This window comes from Ignavibacteria bacterium (genome assembly GCA_017302895.1).
Taxonomy (GTDB): domain Bacteria; phylum Bacteroidota; class Ignavibacteria; order Ignavibacteriales; family Ignavibacteriaceae; genus UTCHB3.
This window is the reverse complement of sequence record JAFLBV010000004.1, coordinates 196685-217036: the sequence shown is the minus strand read 5'-3', so window position 1 is coordinate 217036 and position 20352 is coordinate 196685. Positions and strand designations below refer to the sequence as shown.

General features: G+C 42.9%; 12 protein-coding genes. 10 read left to right on the top strand and 2 right to left on the bottom strand.

Going from position 1 to position 20352, the window contains the following annotated elements; translation table 11 throughout:
- Positions 1 to 36: 36 nt before the first annotated feature.
- Positions 37 to 297, bottom strand: a complete 261-nt coding sequence (gene rpsT, locus J0L60_15245; protein ID MBN8547484.1) for a 30S ribosomal protein S20 — start codon at positions 295 to 297, stop codon at positions 37 to 39.
- A gap of 351 nt (positions 298 to 648) precedes the next feature.
- Here rpsT and J0L60_15240 point away from each other — a divergent pair, with 351 nt between their 5' ends.
- From J0L60_15240 to ispD, 10 genes are all read left to right on the top strand, one after another.
- Positions 649 to 3216 carry a hypothetical protein gene (locus J0L60_15240; GenBank protein MBN8547483.1) on the top strand — a complete coding sequence of 856 codons (2568 nt, stop codon included), beginning with the start codon at positions 649 to 651 and terminating at the stop codon, positions 3214 to 3216.
- A 4-nt stretch (positions 3217 to 3220) separates the two neighbouring features.
- Positions 3221 to 6814 (top strand): chromosome segregation protein SMC, encoded by a 3594-nt coding sequence (gene smc / locus J0L60_15235; GenBank protein ID MBN8547482.1) that lies wholly within the window; start codon positions 3221 to 3223, stop codon positions 6812 to 6814.
- A gap of 13 nt (positions 6815 to 6827) precedes the next feature.
- The gene (locus tag J0L60_15230) at positions 6828 to 8768 is read left to right on the top strand and encodes a hypothetical protein (protein ID MBN8547481.1); all 1941 of its coding nucleotides are present in this window, start codon (positions 6828 to 6830) and stop codon (positions 8766 to 8768) included.
- 13 nt (positions 8769 to 8781) lie between these two features.
- Entirely contained in the window at positions 8782 to 9573 is a 792-nt protein-coding gene (locus J0L60_15225) for an MtnX-like HAD-IB family phosphatase (protein ID MBN8547480.1), read from the top strand.
- A 9-nt stretch (positions 9574 to 9582) separates the two neighbouring features.
- The gene (lpxB, locus tag J0L60_15220) at positions 9583 to 10713 is read left to right on the top strand and encodes a lipid-A-disaccharide synthase (protein MBN8547479.1); all 1131 of its coding nucleotides are present in this window, start codon (positions 9583 to 9585) and stop codon (positions 10711 to 10713) included.
- Positions 10700 to 11365 (top strand): lysophospholipid acyltransferase family protein, encoded by a 666-nt coding sequence (locus tag J0L60_15215; GenBank protein ID MBN8547478.1) that lies wholly within the window; start codon positions 10700 to 10702, stop codon positions 11363 to 11365. Before lpxB ends, J0L60_15215 begins: the two co-directional genes overlap by 14 nt.
- 69 nt (positions 11366 to 11434) lie before the next feature.
- Positions 11435 to 12508, top strand: a complete 1074-nt coding sequence (gene lpxK, locus J0L60_15210) for a tetraacyldisaccharide 4'-kinase (GenBank protein ID MBN8547477.1) — start codon at positions 11435 to 11437, stop codon at positions 12506 to 12508.
- Between the two features lie 18 nt (positions 12509 to 12526).
- Positions 12527 to 15298, top strand: a complete 2772-nt coding sequence (locus tag J0L60_15205) for a pyruvate, phosphate dikinase (GenBank protein ID MBN8547476.1) — start codon at positions 12527 to 12529, stop codon at positions 15296 to 15298.
- Positions 15299 to 15406: 108 nt separating this feature from the next.
- The gene (gene queA / locus J0L60_15200; GenBank protein MBN8547475.1) at positions 15407 to 16441 is read left to right on the top strand and encodes a tRNA preQ1(34) S-adenosylmethionine ribosyltransferase-isomerase QueA; all 1035 of its coding nucleotides are present in this window, start codon (positions 15407 to 15409) and stop codon (positions 16439 to 16441) included.
- Positions 16438 to 17139: a 2-C-methyl-D-erythritol 4-phosphate cytidylyltransferase gene (ispD, locus tag J0L60_15195; GenBank protein MBN8547474.1), complete on the top strand. Its 702-nt coding sequence runs from the start codon at positions 16438 to 16440 to the stop codon at positions 17137 to 17139. Before queA ends, ispD begins: the two co-directional genes overlap by 4 nt.
- On the opposite strand, the gene J0L60_15190 is transcribed toward ispD, so the two are convergent.
- Positions 17111 to 20323, bottom strand: a complete 3213-nt coding sequence (locus J0L60_15190) for a hypothetical protein (protein MBN8547473.1) — start codon at positions 20321 to 20323, stop codon at positions 17111 to 17113. The genes ispD and J0L60_15190 overlap by 29 nt on opposite strands.
- Between the last annotated feature and the right edge of the window lie 29 nt (positions 20324 to 20352).

Sequence of the window (20352 nt, the reverse complement as noted above, 5' to 3'; positions counted from 1 at the left end):
GAACTTCTGCGGTGACCGCAGAAGTTCCTTAGGCAATTAAGCTTTTGTTAAGCTGTTAATGTGGAGAGTCAATCTCGATTTTTTGCGGGAAGCGTTATTTTTGTGGATTCTTCCTTTAACACTGATTCTGTCAAGATGGGCGACAGCTTCTTTGTAGAAAGCGGTTGCTTCGTCGAGAGTGGTAGTGGTAAGAACCTTTTTAACCAAAGTTTTCATCTTGGAGATGGAAGCTTTGTTGATGTCGCGTCTTCTTGCGCTTTGTCTGATTCTCTTTTCAGCAGATCTGTGGTTTGCCATAGTTAACTTTTTGGAATCTTTTTGTTTGTTTGAGTTAATTCAAATTTAGTCTGCAAATATAACTGAAATAAATAAATTGTGCAAGAAAAGATTTTTTAATTATGAGTTATGAGTTTTGAGTTATGAGTTTTTGTCTTCGGGCAGCAGTTGCAGTGCTTAAAATGCCATTTTTCAGAGTCTGCGGTATATTCCCAAAAACCCGGGGGTGATCCGAACTAATAATTCATAAGTCATAATTAATAATTGATGCTCACAGCTAATTACTACCTTGCTTTCCCCCCTTTGAAAACAGTATATTTCGAGTCTTAATTTTTTTATTTTTTGATATTGGGATGTATAGCTTTGAGAAGATTGTTATCTATAATCTCACTGACATTTTTGGTTTTATCGTGGGGAGTGAATGGTCAGGCTAATTTTACATCTGCGGGCGGAGGTGCATATCGCGATGGTGATCTTGATTACCTTGAGCAGTCACAAACCCGCAGGATAATTCCCCTTACAGGGAAGTGGAGTGTACGCTTTGCTGATGAGCCTTCGGGTTCCACCAGTCAGGTCGATATACCCTCTTCATTCGAATCTGAATCTGAACTCGTTTTTGAAAGAACGCTTCCATTCACACCGGGAGGCGACAAAAACTACAAACTTACATTTCTTGGCGTATCCAACAAAGCAGAGATTTCGTTAAACGGAAGAATGATTTACCGTCACCTTGGCGGAACATTTCCTTTCTCATTTCTTCTGCCGAGAGATATTTTAAAGAAAGACGGTAACAATGTAATCTCTGTAAAAGTTGACGGGAACCTTGATAAAAAGGAGACATTTCCATTCAAAATGAGCTTCCTTTACCCTTACAACAACAAAGGGATATTCAGAGAAGTTTTCATTCAGGAACTGCCAAACATCTTTATTGGTGATTACTCGGTCAATTACAAAGTATCACCAAACGGCAATCGTGTCGAGCTTAATCTTTCTGCATCGATAAGCAACCGGAATTACGGGAAAGTGATCAATGACAGTCTCGGAAACAAATTCGACCTTACTGTTACTATCAGAAAAAGGGAGAGTGACGGTGAAAAGGCTGCCTCATCGGTTGAAAAATTTACGATAGCCACGGGCAAGGACAGGGAGTCAGTGCTCAACATGGTGCTTAACGACCCAAATTTGTGGACGCCGCAGTCACCCGATCTTTATGATGTTACTTTTTCTCTTCATTCAGCTACAATTCTCATTGATGAGGCTGTAATTCCTGTCGGTTTTTTCCTCTTTAAGAGTGGTGACAACACATTTAACCTAAACAACAACAAGTTTTCGCTCCGTGGTGTAACATATGTTCCTTCTCTCTCAAAAACGGGCGGAATGCTTACCTATGAAGAGATGACACGGGATATCCGGATCATCAAAGCTGCCGGATTTAATGCAGTCCGTTTTGAAAGAAGCATACCTCATCCTTTTTTACTTCACTTGTGTGCCAAAGAGGGGCTTCTCGCTTTTGTTGAGACACCAATAGCAAATCTTCCCGCCTCTTTCGCCGATGATCCGCTGCTTACTGAAAATCTGATAAGTTTCTCGAAGCTTTATTTGAAGGGTTACAAGAATTTTTCAACCGTGGCTGCTTTCGGTCTAGGCACCGGTTACCTCGGGAACACAAAAAATTCGATTGAGTTGCTCAAAAAACTCGCACTTGAGGTGAAAAAAACAACGAGCAAGATGGTTTACTCTTCATTTGCCAAGATGCCGGGAGAACCAATCGAGGGAATAGATGCCTATGGACTTGAGTTTGTAAACAGACCTTCTGAAGAAGTGGTAAGGGTTTATCAGCAGGCAGCTAAAAAACTGGGTACCGGCAGGGTGATGATTGCAGGAGCAGGTTACATTATCGATCCTGAGAAAGCAAAAACCGGAGGAAAGCACTCCGCTGAGGCTCAGGCAAAATTCTTTGAAGATCTTTTGATGTACGCAGGAGACAATCCCGGTTTTTCTTTCTTCTTCACTACAATGTTCGATTACAAAAGCAACTATCAGTCGATAGTTTCAGGAGCTCAGAGTGAGAAACTTGTCTATCTCGGTTTATTACCTGAAGACAGGCGGGCAGGACGGTTATCTTACAAAGTTGTGGATGCCCTCTTAAATGGGAGGGAAAGGGTCACCATTTCTCTCGGGTTCGATGGTGATGACGCACCGATGATTTTTATACTCTTTGGATTGGGGCTTGCACTTCTTTCTGCGATGCTTCTTAATACCGGAAAGAAGTTTAAGGAAGATGCGCTTCGTGCAATGCTGAGGCCTTACAATTTCTATCAGGATGTAAGGGACTACAATCAGTTGTCTCCATTTTTGACCACATATGTCGGGCTTTTGATTTGCGCTGTAATGGCACTTCTGACTTCGAGCCTCCTTTTCTACTGGAGATATGATCCCTTTCTTGAGCGGATTCTTTTAAGTTTCGGATTCGAAAATCTGTTGTCGTTTATCAGTTACCTGAGTTGGAACCCGGTCGAGTCCCTGTTCATCCTTACCGCAGTCAACTTTTTGCTTGCACTTTTTTCCACACTTCTTGTGAAATTTGGTTCACTGTTTGTGGTAAACAGAGTGACCATGGTGAAAAGTTACCTTGTAGTTATGTGGGCTTCACTTCCATACATAGTGGCACTTCCCGGAGCGATACTTCTTTACCGCATATTGAATTCCGGAGTTGCGAATGAGATTATTTATGTGATTTTGGGAATATTCTTTGTCTGGAACCTTCACCGCCTTCTCAAGGGGATGTATGTGGTCTATGATGTGCCGGCATTCAAAGTTTACTTTTTTTCGATTCTGCTGGTTTTGGTGGTTACAGCCTCGTGGTTGTTCTATTATCAGATGACCAATTTCAGTGTTGAGCAGATAATTCAGGTTTACCTGGAAAGCAAAGCCGGGTAATAAATTGTACTTATCGAAGCTCGAGATATTAGGTTTTAAATCGTTCGCTCAAAAGACTGTGATCCACTTTAACAAGGGGATAACAGCGATAGTGGGACCGAACGGTTGCGGGAAAACCAATATTGTCGATGCTTTGCGCTGGTGTATTGGGGAACAGAAATCCTCCGTTCTCCGCTCTGACAAGATGGAAAATGTTATTTTCAACGGAACTTCAGCCCGAAAACCGCTCGGAATGTCAGAGGTGGCTCTCACAATTCAGAATGACAAAGGGATTCTTCCTGTCGATTACACAGAAGTGATCATTACCCGAAGAATTTTCCGTTCGGGAGAGAGTGAATATCTTTTAAATAAGAACATCGCCCGTTTGAAGGATATAACCAGTCTGTTCATGGATACCGGCATGGGGGCAAATGCTTATTCTGTCATCGAGTTGAAGATGGTTGAATCGATTCTCAGCAACAAGGCTGATGAACGAAGAACGATGTTTGAGGAAGCTGCCGGGGTAAACAAATACAAAATCAGAAGAAAACTTACTTTAAAGAAGCTTGAAGAGGTAAGATCAGACCTTTCAAGAGCGAATGATCTGATTTCCGAAATCGAGAAAAAAGTAAATTCACTCGAGAGACAGGCGAAGAAAGCTGAAAAATATCAGCAACTTGCGAACAGGTTAAAAGAAATAGACATGAAGTCTGCAGCCTGCGACCTCTTCGTGATGCTTAATGAACAGGCTGTATGGCAGCAACAACATTTCGACGCCACAATTCAAAAAAATGAAATTGAGATAACTCTCAGCAGGCTCGATGAGATATTCGCGGGGATTCGGGAAAAAACCTATATCACCGAAAACGAGCTTAAAGAGACAAGAAAAAAGATCGGTGCCCAGACCGAATTGATCTATAAATCGGAGCGAAACATCTCTGTGGCTCAGGAATCCCGCCGTTCGCTCGAGAATAATATTAAAAGGTTCGAATCGGAGATCTCGGAATTCGAAAATCAAATTGAAGAATCAGAGGGAAGCCTTGAAGATTTGAACTTCGATCTGGATGAAAAAAATCTTGAAGAAGAGAAGCTGGTGGCAGAAATTGCCTCTGTGAAAAATGAAGTGGAAGAGAAAAGGGGCAAACTCTCAGAAGCCAGGGAAAGCATAAAGCTGTTTTCTGCATCTGTTCTCTCCAAGGTACAGGGCTCTGCAGAGCGGAAGAATGAGTTGAGCAACCTCGAGAAATCGCTCCTCAGAACCGGACAGACATCTCAGAAGAATACCGGACGATTGAACATTTTAAATGAATCGATTTCCAAAAACTCGGCATTCCTCTCAGAGATTAATTCTGAAATTGCCGAGACTTCCGATAATCTCAAGAATGCAGAAACCGTTTTTAATGAGACCACTCTGAAAAAAGAAGCTCTTGAGAAGGAACTCGACAATCTAAGAGAAGAAGAATTTGAAATAAAATCATCCATCAATGACCTGAAGACAAGAATCGACTTCCTCAACGATCTGATAAACAACCTTGAGGGATTTTCTCTTGCTTCAAAAAAACTGATGGAAGACAAGTCATGGTCGGGTGATGAAAAGAGATTGATATCCGATTTCGGGGAACCGGTTGATGAATTCAAGTTTGCTGTCGAGGCGGCCCTAAAAGCGAACTTTAACAGTTTCATAGTCTCCGAAGTGTCCGAGGTGGAAGCAGGCATCAATCTTCTTCTTTCATCGAACAGCGGGAAAGCATCTTTCATCGTAAAACTGGATACGACGGAAAGAACAAAATCGTTTGTAGACAAAATTGCCCGGTTTGCCAACAAAAGAATAGTAAAACGGCTCGCAAACGAAGATGGATTTGTCGATTTTGCTCACAAACTGGTGAATGTACCTGAAACATACGAACCATTTTTCGAACTGCTTCTTGCAAATGTTGCGGTTGTAAAAAATCTTTCAGCAGCGCTTCGACTCGCGGGCAGATATTCAGGTTTCAGATTCATCACACCCGACGGGGATATTGTAGGTGACAACGGGTCCGTGGAAGCGGGATCCCGTCTTAAGGATGAGGATACCCTGTTTGGGAAGAAGACCCAGCTTGAGAACCTGAGGAAGGGAATAAAACCCCTCGAAGATCAGCTTGGTGCATTGAAGCAGAAGATATATTCGGTGGAATATGATCTTCATCTCATCGACCTGAAAGATATGGGAGATGCGATAAGGATCTATCAGAATGATTTGATGCAGTTGGAGAAACAGGCTGCACAGCTCGAATTTGAAGTGAAAAAAGCCTCGGAAGAAAAATCACTGCTTGATTCAGAGGCAATTACACTCAACGACCAGATGGCACAGCTTGAGAGTGAGATATCCAGACTTAGAGCCGAAACTGCCGAGGACGACAAGCACAAAGAAGAAACTGCCGCAAAACAGAGAGAACTTGAAACAGTCACGCTTGAAACAGAAAAGGAATTCAATGTTTCATCCCGTGAGTACAATCAAAAAATACTCGATCTCGAAAGAGTGAAGGGGGAGAAGAAGAACCTCCTCAATTCCATTGAACGGGTAAATCAATCCCTGGTGTCGTTAAAGAACTCGATTGAGAGAAGAAAAAGGGACATCGAAACCGCCCGGACTGAGATTGAGATTCTGACCGGAACAATAGAGGATGGTGAATTTGATCTTGAAGAGCTAAAGCAGGCCAGAGAGATTCTCAGGGGGAAAGAGAAAGAAATAGAAACCGTCTATTTGCAGGAGCGGGAAGAGCTCGATAATCTTGAGAGGGAAAAAACATCAATCAGGAAAAATCGTGATAAAATAAGTGAAGACCTTCACCGTTCAGAACTAAAGTATAACGAATATACTATCAACATAAAAAACCTCAAGAGACGGATCAACGAAAAGTATGAACTTGAGGTCAGTCCTGTTGAACCAACTGAAGAGGAACTGGAGCAGCTTGACGGATGGCGTGCTGAAGTAAGGGAAATAGAGCACCAGCTTCATCAAATCGGTCCTGTAAACCTTCTCGCATTTGAGGAGTATGATGAAGAGAAAAAGAGATTTGATTTTTTTGCCGGACAAAGAAGCGACCTTATACAGTCGGAAAAAGATCTGATCAAAACTATAGACGAAATAAATACAACTGCTCAGAATCTCTTTTTTGAGACATTCGAGGCAATCAGGGAAAATTTTCAGAAAATATTCAGAAGTCTGTTCAGGCAGGAAGATGAAGCCGACCTTCGACTCGAAGAGGGGGTTGACCCGTTGGAAGCCAGAATAGAAATAATTGCCAAACCCCGGGGGAAAAGGCCTACATCCATAGAGCTGCTTTCAGGCGGTGAGAAAACACTTACTGCAATTGCACTTCTTTTTGCTATCTACTTGGTGAAACCGTCGCCATTCTGCATACTTGATGAGATTGATGCTCCTCTTGACGATGCGAACATCGACAGATTCACGAAGATCATCAGAGAATTTAGCGAAAACACGCAATTTATTGTGGTTACTCACAACAAACGAACAATGGAAGCTGCGGATACGATGTATGGTGTCACCATGCAGGAAGAAGGCGTCTCAAAACTTGTGAGCGTCAGATTTAACGAAGATTTCAACATCGTAGCGTAGGAGAAATTTCACTATGAGACCACTAACAAAGTTTTTTATTCTCTGCATTCTCTTGTCAGGATTTAGAGCTGATGCACAATGGAATCCAGACCCCAACTCGCCGAAACAGATAGTTACTGCATCCGTTTCCCCACAGAATATCTATCCTGTAAAGAACGGAAGTGAAGGATTTTTTCTCGTCTGGGAAGACAAACCTTCAAACGGGAAATCGAGGATACTCTTCAATCATTACAATTTAAGAGGAGAGGTGGCGAGAACTGCAAACGGGGTTGAAACTGAGGGGGTCATAAATTCCCAGACATCTCCCAAAGTTACCCAGGCAATTTCGGGCAAGGTTTCCGTGATTTGGTCTGAAGAAACCGAGCCGGGTAAAACCGCTTTGCTAATGCAGCAGGTTAATTCCCGGATAAATTTTTTGTGGACTGACAGAAGCGGCAGGGAAATAACCACGGCTGCAGCCGGAAACATTTCGGAATATTCTGTGGCACTCGACAGGAGAATGAACACACAGATTGCATGGATCGAGAAGAGCAGCAATCCTTCGGGTTATTCTGTAATGGTGCAGCGGGTCGATAAAAACGGGAATTTGAGCTACGGTGACGGTATTGAAATAGAGAAGGGGAGTTATCAGAAATCATCGCTTAAAATTCTTACCGGCTCGAATGGCGGAGCCTCGGTTTGCTGGATTGACGCACAGGGTGGCAGCTCTCTGATAAAATTTGCAACAATCGATTCAACCGGGAAAATGCAAGGTGATGTTTCTGTGCTTGCGAGTGTTGAGGGTATACTGAAGACTATGGATATCGTAACTCTTTCTTCGGGAGATCATTATCTGGTGTGGGAAACCGCAGGAAAAACGAGAGAAATTTTTCATTTGCTGGTCAATCCCAAAGGTGATGCAAAATGGGGCAAAGGCGGAAGACAGGCTGTCTCAAATCAGGGAGTGAATTCATCACCCGTTGCGGTAGAGGGTGGTGACTCGACAATTGTCATCTCTTGGATTAATGAGCTTAACGGTGACGAAAACATCTTCCTTCAAAAATTTGACAGGAAGGGAACCTCTCTTTGGGGCATCAACGGCGTTACGATCGGGAGTATCAAAGGCAGACAGTTCGCTCAGATACTCGACTCTGACAAGTCGGGAGGGATTTATATTACCTGGCTCGACAGAAGAAGCGGAAAAGCTGAGATCTACGCTCAGAAGCTAAGTCCCGCAGGTAAAGAAGAATGGGATGAAGAGGGTGTTCCTGTATCCAAAACCCAAAGCCCCGAAAAAAGTTATCTGGATATCTTCTTCGATTCGAAAGATGGTGCCATCCTGATCTTCAAGGAGAAAAATAAAAAGGATGAAGGTATTTTCGGGCAAAGGCTTGCCGGAGTCAGGCCAAAAGTTCAGGGTATTGTTGAAGCATGGCTCTCAAATAATGAGGATGAAGTAAAAATCAGTTGGACAGCAACCAATGAAAAAAATGTGATCAGCTATTTCATTCACAGAATGGACCCTCGCGGGAAGGATACAGCCTGGACAGAGATTGACAATGTGGTTGCACATCCAAACGCGCAGGGCTCCTACTATACATTTGATGCTCCCGATAATGAAGGGAAGCTCGTATATAGAATTACACAGATATCGAAAGATAACAAAGTCGTCTCCCAAAAAATGGTAGAAGGTGAATTTACAAGGAAAACCAGTCAAAAAATTTATGTTTCACAAAACATACCAAACCCGTTCTCGGGTGAGACAACCATTGCTTATAATGTGACCGGTGTAACTGTTGTTAAATTCGAATTTTTTGATTCAAATTTTAAGCTTGTGAAAGAAGAATCGATAAAGGTAGTGAAAGACGGAAAGAGTGCATATGTCTTCAAAGCCGAAGGACTTAAACCCGGCATCTATTTCTACCGCTTCACAGCAGGCACTTATGTTGAAGTAAAAAAGATGGCGATTATTTAGGGTGTCAGGCGATATGGTTCCGGAACTCATAAAAAATGATAACAGGGTTGAGACCTCTGGTGTTATTTGTGATTCCATTGAAAACCGGATTGATCCCTCACTTGTAAAGGTGTTCATCGACTTTGACGGAACCATCACTTTAAAGGATGTCGGAGCAAATATCTTTATTGAATTCGGGGAGAAAGAGAAAGCTTACGAGATTATTTACGGGTTCAGAGACGGGATATATACAGCAACCGAGACTTGGGATGAGCTCCTGAAGACCCTGATTGTGACGAACGAAGAGAAAATCAAGGAGTATACTTCGTCCTTTGAGATGGATGAACATTTTCCTGAATTTATCTCTTTCCTGAGACAGCAGAGAATTGAGAACTATATAGTAAGTGACGGATTCAGATTCTACATCGAATCTATTCTGGAAAGAGAGGGGCTTAGAGTTCCGTTTTTCGCCAACGATCTCATTTTTGGGGAAGGGGAAGTAAAAATGGATTTCCCGTATACCGATGAACATTGCATCAAATGTGCGAACTGTAAACGAAATCATGTCGTTTCCTTGAGTGCCGATCATGAATTTTCGATCTACATCGGGAACGGGAACTCGGATATCTGTGCCGCACTCCACTGCGACTACATTTTTGCGAAGGATTCACTTTTGAAATATTGCGAACTGAACCGTGTCTCCTACTACCCGTTCAAAGATTTCAGGGATGTACAGATAAGAATTTCTGAACTGCTCGGCAAAAAAAGGCTTAAAAAAAGGCATCAGGCAGAGTTGAACAGACGCAAACTCTACATGCAGGGCTGATCGAACAATATGGGTAGAAATTTTCTGATAATTGCCGGTGAGGCGAGCGGAGACCTTCACGGTGCATCATTGGTAAAGGCACTTCGTGAAGCTGAGCCGGGTATCGGGCTGTTTGGAGTAGGGGGAGAAAGAATGAAAGCTGAAGGTTTCGAGACCCTTTTTCATATAAATCAGATGGCGTTTCTTGGATTCGGGGAAGTGGTAAAACATATTCCGTATATACTGAGAGTCCAGAAAAAGTTGCTGATCGAGGCAAAAGCGAGAAATGTCGATGCCGTGGTGCTGATCGATTATCCGGGTTTCAACCTTAATATTGCAAAGAAATTCAAAAAGCTTGGAATCAGGGTTATATATTACATAGCTCCTCAGATTTGGGCTTGGGGGCAGAAGCGGGTGAAAAAATTGAAGGAAAGAACCGATACTGTCCTCGCTGTTTTTCCTTTTGAAGAAAAGTTCTTCAGAGAGAAAGGGGTGAATGTAAAGTTTGTCGGGAATCCATTGGCGGAAAGAATCAGTGAATACTGTTTCATGCCTGAGGCGGATTTCAGGGAAAAACGGGGGCTGGACAGCCGGAAGGAAATACTTGCCGTGCTTCCCGGGAGCAGAAAACACGAAGTGGAACTTCTGCTGAAACCGGCACTCGAAGCTGCATTCGTGATTGCGGAAAAATTCGGATTTCAAATTGTTGTCGGATGTGCCGGAACCATAGATGAATCTTTGATAAAAGAGATTTCTCCCGGTGGTGGTTATACCATAATCAAGGGATATGAGTTTGAGATTAAGAAATATGCCAGGTTTGGTATAGTAAAATCGGGGACCTCCACCATGGAGTCAGCACTGCTTGATATGCCGATGGTGATAATATATAAAACTTCATCACTGACTTATCAAATCGGGAAAAGACTGATTAAAATAGGTAATCTGGGGATGGTAAACATTATAGCGGGTGAAACGATATCACCAGAACTGATTCAGGACGAAGTGACGGGAGAGAAAATAGCCTCCGAAGTTTCAAAAGTGCTTGAATCACCCGATTTGCTCGAAAGACAATTCAAGGGATTTGCCCGGATAAAGGAAAATCTTGGAAGACACAAGGCTTCTGTGACGGCAGCCCGGATGATTTTGAATGAAACTGAGTGAGAAAAACAAGGAACGGTTGAGGAAAGCGGGATTTGTGCTCTTGAGTCCCCTGCTGTCATTTGTTTGTTTTTCGCTGATAAAGAAGATCAAAAATTATGAGCCCCTAAAGCAACTGGATGCGGATGGGAAAAAATATGTAGTTGCCTTCTGGCATGGGAAAATGTTGTTCGGCTGGTATTTTTTCAAGAACAAAAGATTCGCAGGTCTGACAAGTCAGAGCAAAGATGGTGACATACTTGCGTCAGTTCTCGAAAAATGGGGGTACAGTGTTGTGAGAGGTTCCAGTTCAAAAGGGGGAAGTGAAGCCCTGAACAGCGTTGTGGATGAGATAAAATCAGGAAGGTGTGCAAGCATGACCCCTGATGGTCCCAAGGGACCCCCTCATCAAATGAAAGCAGGTGCCGCGGTGGCAGCGAAAAAAACGGGTGTCCCGCTCATTTTGATGGGAATAAGTTACAAGAGGAAAACGCGGTTGAAAAGCTGGGACAGATTCGAGATTCCACATCCTTTCAGTTTTGTAAAAGTGGTGTTTTCCGATCCGGTTTATTTCGACCAGTCACTTCAAAAAGAGGAATTGTCGGCAATGTTGCCGGATATCGAAAAGGAATTCCACAGGGTGCAGAGAGAAGCTGACAAACCGTTTTTCAGGTAGAACCGCAGCGATAAAAGAATTTGGGTAGCCAGTCCCGTTAATCAGAGTTTTTGAGTAAATAGAGAATAGATGAAATCTTTAGACATTTTAAGAGTTTTTTTGTTGCCTTTTGTGCCGCTTTATGCTATTGCGATGTGGCTGCGCAACAAACTCTTCGATCTGAAGATTTTTAAAAGTGACAAAGTAAGCAGACCCGTGGTATCAGTCGGGAATTTGACAGTAGGCGGATCGGGGAAGACACCACTTGTAATGTATCTTGCAGACTTGTTCAAGAAGTACGGTCTCGACCCGGGGGTAGTGAGTCGCGGATACGGCAGGGAGACCAGCGGTTATCTGCTTGTTGCTGACAACACTGGAGCAATAAGAACTCCCGAAGAGAGCGGTGACGAAATTTATCAGACGGCAGTTGAATGTGGTGTTCCCGCAGCAGTGGGAGAGAAAAGAGTGGAAGCGGCGGCAAATCTGATTAAAGAAACCGGGGTGAGAACGATAATCCTTGATGATGCCTATCAGCACAGGTGGATTTATCGTGATGTGAACCTGCTGATAATCGCCCAAAGGTTTCTGGTGGATGAAAATCCTTTAAGGCGGTCACTTTTTCCGACGGGTAATCTGAGGGAATTCTTCAACGGAGCCGACAGGTCTGATGCTGTGATTATAAACCGGAAGTTCACGGAGAAAAAAGATATCCCTGCAAAGTTGATAAAACATTTTTCACATAAACCGGTATTCCATGCTTATTATGAGCCGCTCTATTTCGTTGATGTGAAAACTGGGAAACACTATGATTACAAAGATTTTACAGGTCAAAAAAGTTTGTGTGTGAGTGGTATCGCCAACCCCTTCTCTTTTTTCTCTGCTCTTGAACAGTTGAAAATAGACACAGGAAACAGGCTGATATTTATCGATCACAAATCGTATACCGGTAAGGAAGTGGAAAAGATGAGAAAACTCTTTTATTCCACTAATGCCTACTCGGTAATTACAACACAGAAAGATGCCGTAAAACTCGTGAAATTTTCACGGGAGCTGGACGACATCGATATCTATTATCTAAAGATTCGCTTGAGACTCGATGAAGAGAAAAAATTTGAACAGTTCATACTGAACAAGCTTAAAGCGACAAATCCAAAAAAATCCTAAAACAGGAGGAAGAATAAAATGGCAAAGAAGGACATAAAATATGTCTATTTCTTCGGCGGAAAAAAAGCCGACGGTGATGCAAAGATGAAAAACCTCCTCGGCGGAAAAGGTGCCAACCTCGCCGAGATGATCAATATGGGATTGCCTGTTCCTGCAGGTTTCACCATAACCACTGAAGTATGTACCTACTACTATGCCAATGGAAGAGAATATCCAAAACAGTTGGCAAAACAGGTAAAAGAAGCCATCAAGAAGATGGAAGAAGCTATGGGAAAGAAATTTGGCGATGCCAAAGATCCTCTTCTTCTTTCAGTCCGTTCGGGTGCCAGAGCTTCAATGCCCGGCATGATGGATACGGTTTTGAATCTTGGTCTCAATGACAAAGCTGCAGATGCGCTTGTAAAAATTACAAACAACCCAAGATTCGTTTACGATTCATACAGAAGATTCGTTCAGATGTATGGTGATGTGGTCCTTGACCTGAAACCAAGAGATAAAAAAGATCACGATCCATTCGAAGTAATTATAGAAGCAAAGAAAAAAGCTAAAGGCGTTGAGTTCGATACAGACCTTACAGCCGATGATCTGAAAGAACTCGTTGCAGAATTCAAAGCAGCAATCAAGGAAAAAACCGGAAATGATTTCCCTGACGATCCAGAAGAACAGCTTTGGGGATCAGTTGGTGCCGTTTTCAATTCATGGATGAACGAAAGAGCCATTGTTTACAGAAAACTTAACAACATTCCTGAAGAATGGGGTACTGCTGTGAATGTTCAGGCTATGGTGTTCGGTAACATGGGTGACGATTCAGGTACCGGTGTTGCTTTTACCCGCGACCCTGCTACGGGCGAAAATGTCTTCTATGGCGAATATCTCTTCAACGCACAAGGTGAAGATGTGGTTGCAGGTATCAGAACCCCGCACCCAATCAGCAAACTCCGTGAAGAAGCTCCAACCATGTACGAACAGCTCGACAAAATCCGTCACAAACTCGAAAAAGAGTACAAAGACATGCTTGATGTCGAGTTTACAATTCAACAGGGCAAACTCTGGATGCTCCAGTGCCGTGTCGGTAAAAGAACCGGTCTTGCAGCAGTAAGAAACGCTGTTGAAATGTACAACGAAGGCCTTATCGACAAGAAAACCGCTCTTATGAGAGTTGAACCAAATCAGTTGAATCAGCTTTTAAGACCTATCTTCGATCTCGATGAGAAGAGAAAAGCAATTGCTGAAGGCAAACTTCTTGCAAAAGGTTTGAATGCCGGTCCCGGTGCTGCAACAGGTAAAGTTGCTTTCTCTGCACATGATGCCGAGGAAATGGCTAAAACAGGCGAACCTGTAATTCTCGTCAGAATTGAAACTTCACCTGAAGACATTAAAGGTATGAATGCCGCAGAAGGTATCCTTACTGCCCGTGGTGGTATGACCTCACACGCTGCACTCGTTGCCCGTCAGATGGGTAAAGTTTGCGTTGCAGGCTGCGGAAAACTTCTCATTGACTACCATGCCGGTACAATGAAAGTTGAAGGAAGACCTGAATTTCTCGTTAAAGAGGGTGACTACATTTCAATCGATGGTACCACCGGTGAAGTAATTGTTGGCAAGATTCAGACCAGACCTTCAGAGGTTATCGAAGTTCTTCTCAACAAGACAAGAAAACCTGAAGATTCACCGATGTATCAGATTTACAATACTTTGATGACATGGTCGGATGAATTCAGAAAAATGAACATCAGAACCAATGCAGATCAGCCTGATCAGGCATCTAATGCCATTCAGTTTGGTGCAGAAGGTATCGGACTTTGCCGTACAGAGCATATGTTCTTCGGTGAAAACAAGATCAAATCGATGAGAAAAATGATCCTTGCTGATACTGAAGCTGAAAGAAAAGCAGCTTTGGCAGAACTTCTCCCGCTTCAGAGAGAGGATTTTGCAGGAATCTTCAAAGCAATGAAGGGCTTCCCTGTAACAGTAAGAACACTTGATCCACCACTTCACGAGTTCCTTCCAAAGAAAGAATCCGAGATCAAAGAACTCGCTACAGAGATCGGTGTATCCGTTAAGAGTGTAAAAGACAAGATCGCAAGCCTTCATGAAGAAAATCCGATGCTCGGATTCAGAGGCTGCCGCCTTGGTATCGAATATCCTGAAATCACAGAGATGCAGGCCCGTGCCATACTCGAAGCTGCAGTTGATGTGAAAAAAGAAGGTTATGAAGTTCACCCTGAAATCATGATTCCGCTCGTAGGTCATGTAAACGAATTAAAACTTCAGGAAGCAATTGTAAGAAGAGTTGCTGAAGAAGTATTCGCTGAAAAAGGTCTTAGAGTTGACTACATGGTTGGAACAATGATCGAGCTCCCAAGAGCTGCTCTCGTTGCTGACAAGATTGCTACCGTTGCCGAATTCTTCAGCTTTGGTACAAACGATCTTACACAGACAACCTTTGGTCTCTCGAGAGATGATGCAGGCAAATTCCTTCCAAACTATGTTGCAAAAGAAGTTCTGCCATCAGATCCTTTTGAAACCATTGACCAGGAAGGTGTTGGTCAGCTTGTTGAGATCGGAGTTCAAAGAGGAAGAAGTGTAAAACCAAAACTCAAAGTTGGTATCTGCGGCGAACACGGTGGAGAGCCTGCATCTGTTGAATTCTGTTACAGAACAGGGCTTGACTATGTAAGTTGCTCACCTTTCAGAGTGCCGATCGCAAGACTTGCAGCCGCACAGGCAGCACTTCGCGAAAAACTTGCTAAAGAAGCAAAGAAAAAAGCTAAAAAAAACGCTAAATAAATCGAAATCGATTAAATAACGATTACATTGCAAATATTTCCGCCTGCGGTTGTGAAATGCCGCAGGCAGGGAATATTTTGATTACAAAGGACACGAGGTGAACATTAGATGAAATTATCTGATTTCAATTACAATCTCCCCAAAGGACAGGTAGCTAAATATCCCTATCAGAAAAGGGATGAAGCAAGACTGATGGTTTTGAACCGGGAGACAAAGAGCATTGAGCATAAACAATTCAAAGATGTGACCTCATTGCTGAACAAGGGTGACATTCTTGTGGTGAACGAGTCGAAGGTTTTCCAGGCGAGACTCCTGGGGAACAAAGAAAAAACCCAGGCTAAAATTGAAGTTTTTCTTTTAAGAGAGCTGAACTCGAAGGAAGCCATTTGGGATGTTATCGTTGATCCCGCAAGAAAAGTCAGAATCGGAAACAAAATCTATTTTTCTGACGATCTCTGGTGCGAAGTTATTGATAACACCACTTCCCGTGGAAGAACAGTTAAATTCAATCAGGTTGGGAACATTTACAGAGCGGTGGAAAATATTGGTTTGACTCCACTTCCTCCGTACATTAAAAGAAATGCAGAACCACAGGATAAAGAGTATTATCAGACTGTATATGCAAGAGTGGATGGTTCAGTTGCTGCACCGACCGCCGGACTCCATTTTACCCCTGAACTCATCGATGAGTTAAAGAAAAAAGGTGTGATTGTAGTACCGATTATTTTGCATATTGGTTTGGGTACTTTTAGACAGGTGGAAGTGGAAGACCTGACAAAACACAGGATGGATTCGGAATACTACGAGATAACAACTGCCGTTGCCGAACAGATAAATAAAGCCCTTGAAGCAGGTGGTAAACTCACGGCGGTCGGAACCAGTACGGTTCGTGCACTTGAGTCAAGTGTCACGGCTGAAGGGTTCATACGGGCACAGAAGGGGTGGACTGACAAGTTTATCTACCCTTCATACGGTTTCCGCATAGTTAAACAGATGATCACAAATTTCCATATGCCGCAGTCAACTCTTATAATGATGGTGTCAGCGTTCGCTGAGACTGAGTTCGTGATGAAGGCATATAAAGTTGCAGTAAAAGAAAATTACAAGTTTCTCAGTTATGGCGATGCAATGATGATCTTATGAGAACGGTTGCCATAATTCCTGCAGCAGGGTCCGGTTCCAGAATCGGGAGTGAAATCCCGAAGCAATTTCTTCGATTTAACGGCAAGGAGCTTATAGCTTACACTCTTGAAGTGTTTCAGAGGTCTGCACTTGTTGATGAAATTGTGGTTGCAACTTCCGGATCCGGATTTGAACAGCTTGAAGAGATAAAAAAGAAATATGGAATTTCAAAAATCTCAACGGTTGTTCAAGGCGGGAAGGAGAGGCAGGACTCTGTAAGAGCCGCACTAAAGGCGGCGAAAATGTCTTTTGATGACCTTGCCGCAGTACACGATGCGGCAAGGGCTCTTTTACCGGTAGAAGTGCTCAACAAAGCGATACTCACCGCCTCTGAAAAGGGGAGTGCTCTTGTTTGCATTCGCGCAAAAGATACAATCGCATTCATTGATAACGATCAACTTGATTACATCGACAGGAGTAAAATCCTGATGGTGCAGACGCCGCAGATTTTCAAATATGGTGAGCTGATGCATGCCTTCGATGAAGCATATTCAGAAAACTTCTATGGCACCGATGAATCCTCGCTTATGAGGCGTGCCGGATTTCCGGTAGTAATATCCGAAGGCTCTGCATACAACTTTAAGGTTACTACAAAAGAAGATTGTGAACTGGTCGATCGGTTAATCGCAACTAATCGCCTTGAACCAGAGGGACTGTAAAAGTAAAGCTGGTCCCCTCGCCGGGTCTGCTTGTAACAGAGATTGTACCTCCACCCCTTTCAACAAATTCCTTACAGATCAGCAGCCCAAGTCCCGTTCCTTTTTCGCTTTTAGTGCCGTCCTTCGAGAATACCACTTCCTTCTTGAATACTTTGTCCAATTCATCAGGGGTCATGCCTTTGCCGGAGTCGCTGATCGTTATGGATGCAAGATTTTCGGAAACGGAAGTGGAAATGGAGATCATTCCTTCTTCTTCGGAAAATTTAATAGCATTTGAGAGAAGATTTTGCAGGATGGTCTGCAGCATTACACGATCTGCGAAGACCTCTGTCTCTTCCTCAATTTCCACGATGACCTCAATTTTTTTAGCCTTTAAGTTTGCTTCAAGTATTGCCTGGGTTTCCTGAACAGAGGGGAATAATCCGGTCGGTACCGGGTCGTAATTAACTCTGCCCATTTCAATCCTGAACCAGTTCAATACATTTTCGATAGTAGCGAAGAGGCTTTTCGAAACAGCATACAGACTTGAGAGGTAGAAGTTCCTTTCGTCTCTGTTTAGATCATCAATATCTTCATTCAGAATCTGGAGATAGCCAAGAATGGCGGTGAACGGACTTCTGACATCGTGTGCGAACATCGAGAAGAATCTGTTTTTTGAAGCGTTTGTTTCCTGAAGTTCGAGGTTGTTGCGTTCAAGTTCGTCCTTTTTCAACTCGAGTTGCCTGGTACGGTTTTCCACGATTCGTTCCAGTTCTTCATTTCGTTTACGAATGGATGCTGTTTTTCTCTTGTAGCTGATATAGATCAAAGAAAACAGCAGGATTGTAGCTGAGACTCTGAACCACCAGGTTTTCCAAAAAGGAGGGTTAATAATGATATACAGTTCCGCGACATTTTTAGATCTGGAGCCGTCACGGTTTATCGTAACCACCCTGAATTTGTATGACCCGTGATCGAGATTTGTATAGATCGCCTTTCTCGATGATGCCGGGGCAGACCATTCTTTCTCAAATCCTTCCAGTATAAATGAGTATCTTGTGCTGGAACTTACATTATAGTTGAGTGCAGTAAACTCGAGAGAAAGACTGTTTTCATCATAATCGAGAGTAATTACCTTTTTTAGATGAATGGCTGAATCAAGGATTATCCTGTCGTTATATTTGCCAACCGGGATCTCTCTTGAGAAGAGGCTCATACTCGTGATAGCGAGGTTCGGGTTGAGTGAATCGCCGGCAACTGTTTCAGGATTAAAGATGGAGAACCCCTTTACACCTCCAAAAATCATGTTCCCGTCTCTCAGTTTCAGGTATGCTTTGGAATTAAATTCATTTCCTGAGAGTCCTTCACTTTCTGTATAGTTAAAGAACTTCCCGGTGTGGGGATCGAATCTTGAAACTCCGAGATTGGTGGAGAGCCACAATTTTCCTGAATTGTCTTCGAGTACCGAATAAACGAGATCATTGGGTAATCCGTCAGACATTGTATAGGTTTTAAGTTTGTTCCTTTTGGTGTCGTAAATGCAAAATCCTGAATTGGTTGCGATGTAACAGGTATCATCATTCTTGAAGAGGAGTGCTCTAATATCGTTTGACGGGAGAGAACTTGTGGTGGTTCCCGAAGATAAAAAGGAAGAAAAATCCCCCGTACGGGGATTGAACTTCACGATACCGTTTCTTTCGGTACTTAAATACATTGACCCTGAATGCTCATCGATATCGTAAATGACTCCGAAAGAAACAACAGAATCGGTTCCGATTGCGGGAGGGAAATATTTAAGAAAATTTGTTTTTGTATCGAGTGAATGGAGCCCTCTTTCAGTGGCAATATAAAGCAGGCTGTCACTTCCCCAAAAGAGGGAGCTTACAAATCCACCCCGTAAAAAATCACCTTTTGTGTTGAGATCATTGAAAGATTTGATTTTTTTCGTTTCGAGAGAGTAAATGAAGAGTCCACCACCTTCACTTCCCACCCACAATAAATTGTTTGGTTCCTGCCTGTCTTCGGCAATTGAATAGACAGATAATGTCAGACCGACAATTTTATCGATGATTCCGCTGTTCAGGTTCTCTATGGAATAGTCGGAACGCACACGACTGAATCCCCGGTAACCGGAAAGGATTACTGATCCGTCCCTGAGTTGAATCATGGAGCGGATGCTTTTCAGACTTGGGCTGAAATTGGTAAATCTTTTGAAGAGGTTATTGTGCGGGCTGATGGATTGTATACCCCAGCCGTTCGATCCACACCAAAGAGTGCTGGATCTGTCGATAAACAAAGAGATAAAATCGAATTTTTGATCGAGGGTATCAGTTGAGGTTGCATCTCTTAAATAAATACCCGTGTCATTTTTAAACGAATATTTCATTAGTCCCTTGCCGAGATAGGCTATATACACTTCCCCTTTTGATGCTTTTATTATTGTTGTCGGGATGGTACTTGCTTCGTCGCTTTTGACATTCTTCAATTTTATGCCGTTCTCATCAAAAGCGTAAATGAAATAGAAGTCGGCGATAAAAATCTGTCCTTCTCCATCATCGGCAATCGAGGTGACGGGCAAAACTTTTCTGTTGTCTTCTGAGCTGTATGAAACAAAGATGTTTCTCGTTATGTCCTTTACCGGTTCGTGGATGAAAAGTCCTTCACCCCCTGTGCCAATCCAGATATCTCCCTTTACCGATTCAAAGAGGGTTCTGATACTTCTTTCGTTGACCGAGAGGTCTGCCTTAAGTTCAAAAACCAGTTTGTTTGTCTTGGTTTCCGGGTAATATTTGATCATACCGGCTTTTGTGGCGTAATAGAAAAAATCTTTTTGATTCCGTGGTACGAGAATGCTGGTTACGGATCTGAATCCTTTATCGGGGGAATTGACATTATAGAGTGGAATCCGGGAGAAAGACTGAGTCACAGGGTCGAAAATATTCAGTCCGTCGTTGGTTGCGATGAGCAGTTTTCCATCGTGCGATTCTTTTATGTCGTTGATGATATTGTTTGATATCGAATTGGGATTGTTGGCATTGTGTCTGAAAACAAGGAAAGAGTATCCATCGTACCTGTTAAGCCCGTCAGCAGTACCGAACCAAAGGAAATTTGATTTGTCCTGAATAATTCTGGTGACGCGTCCCTGTGAGAGTCCGTCGACGGTATTCAGGGAACTAAAGGAATATGTCTCTATTTTTTGTGCCAAAACAGAATGACATAGAAGCAGAATGATTA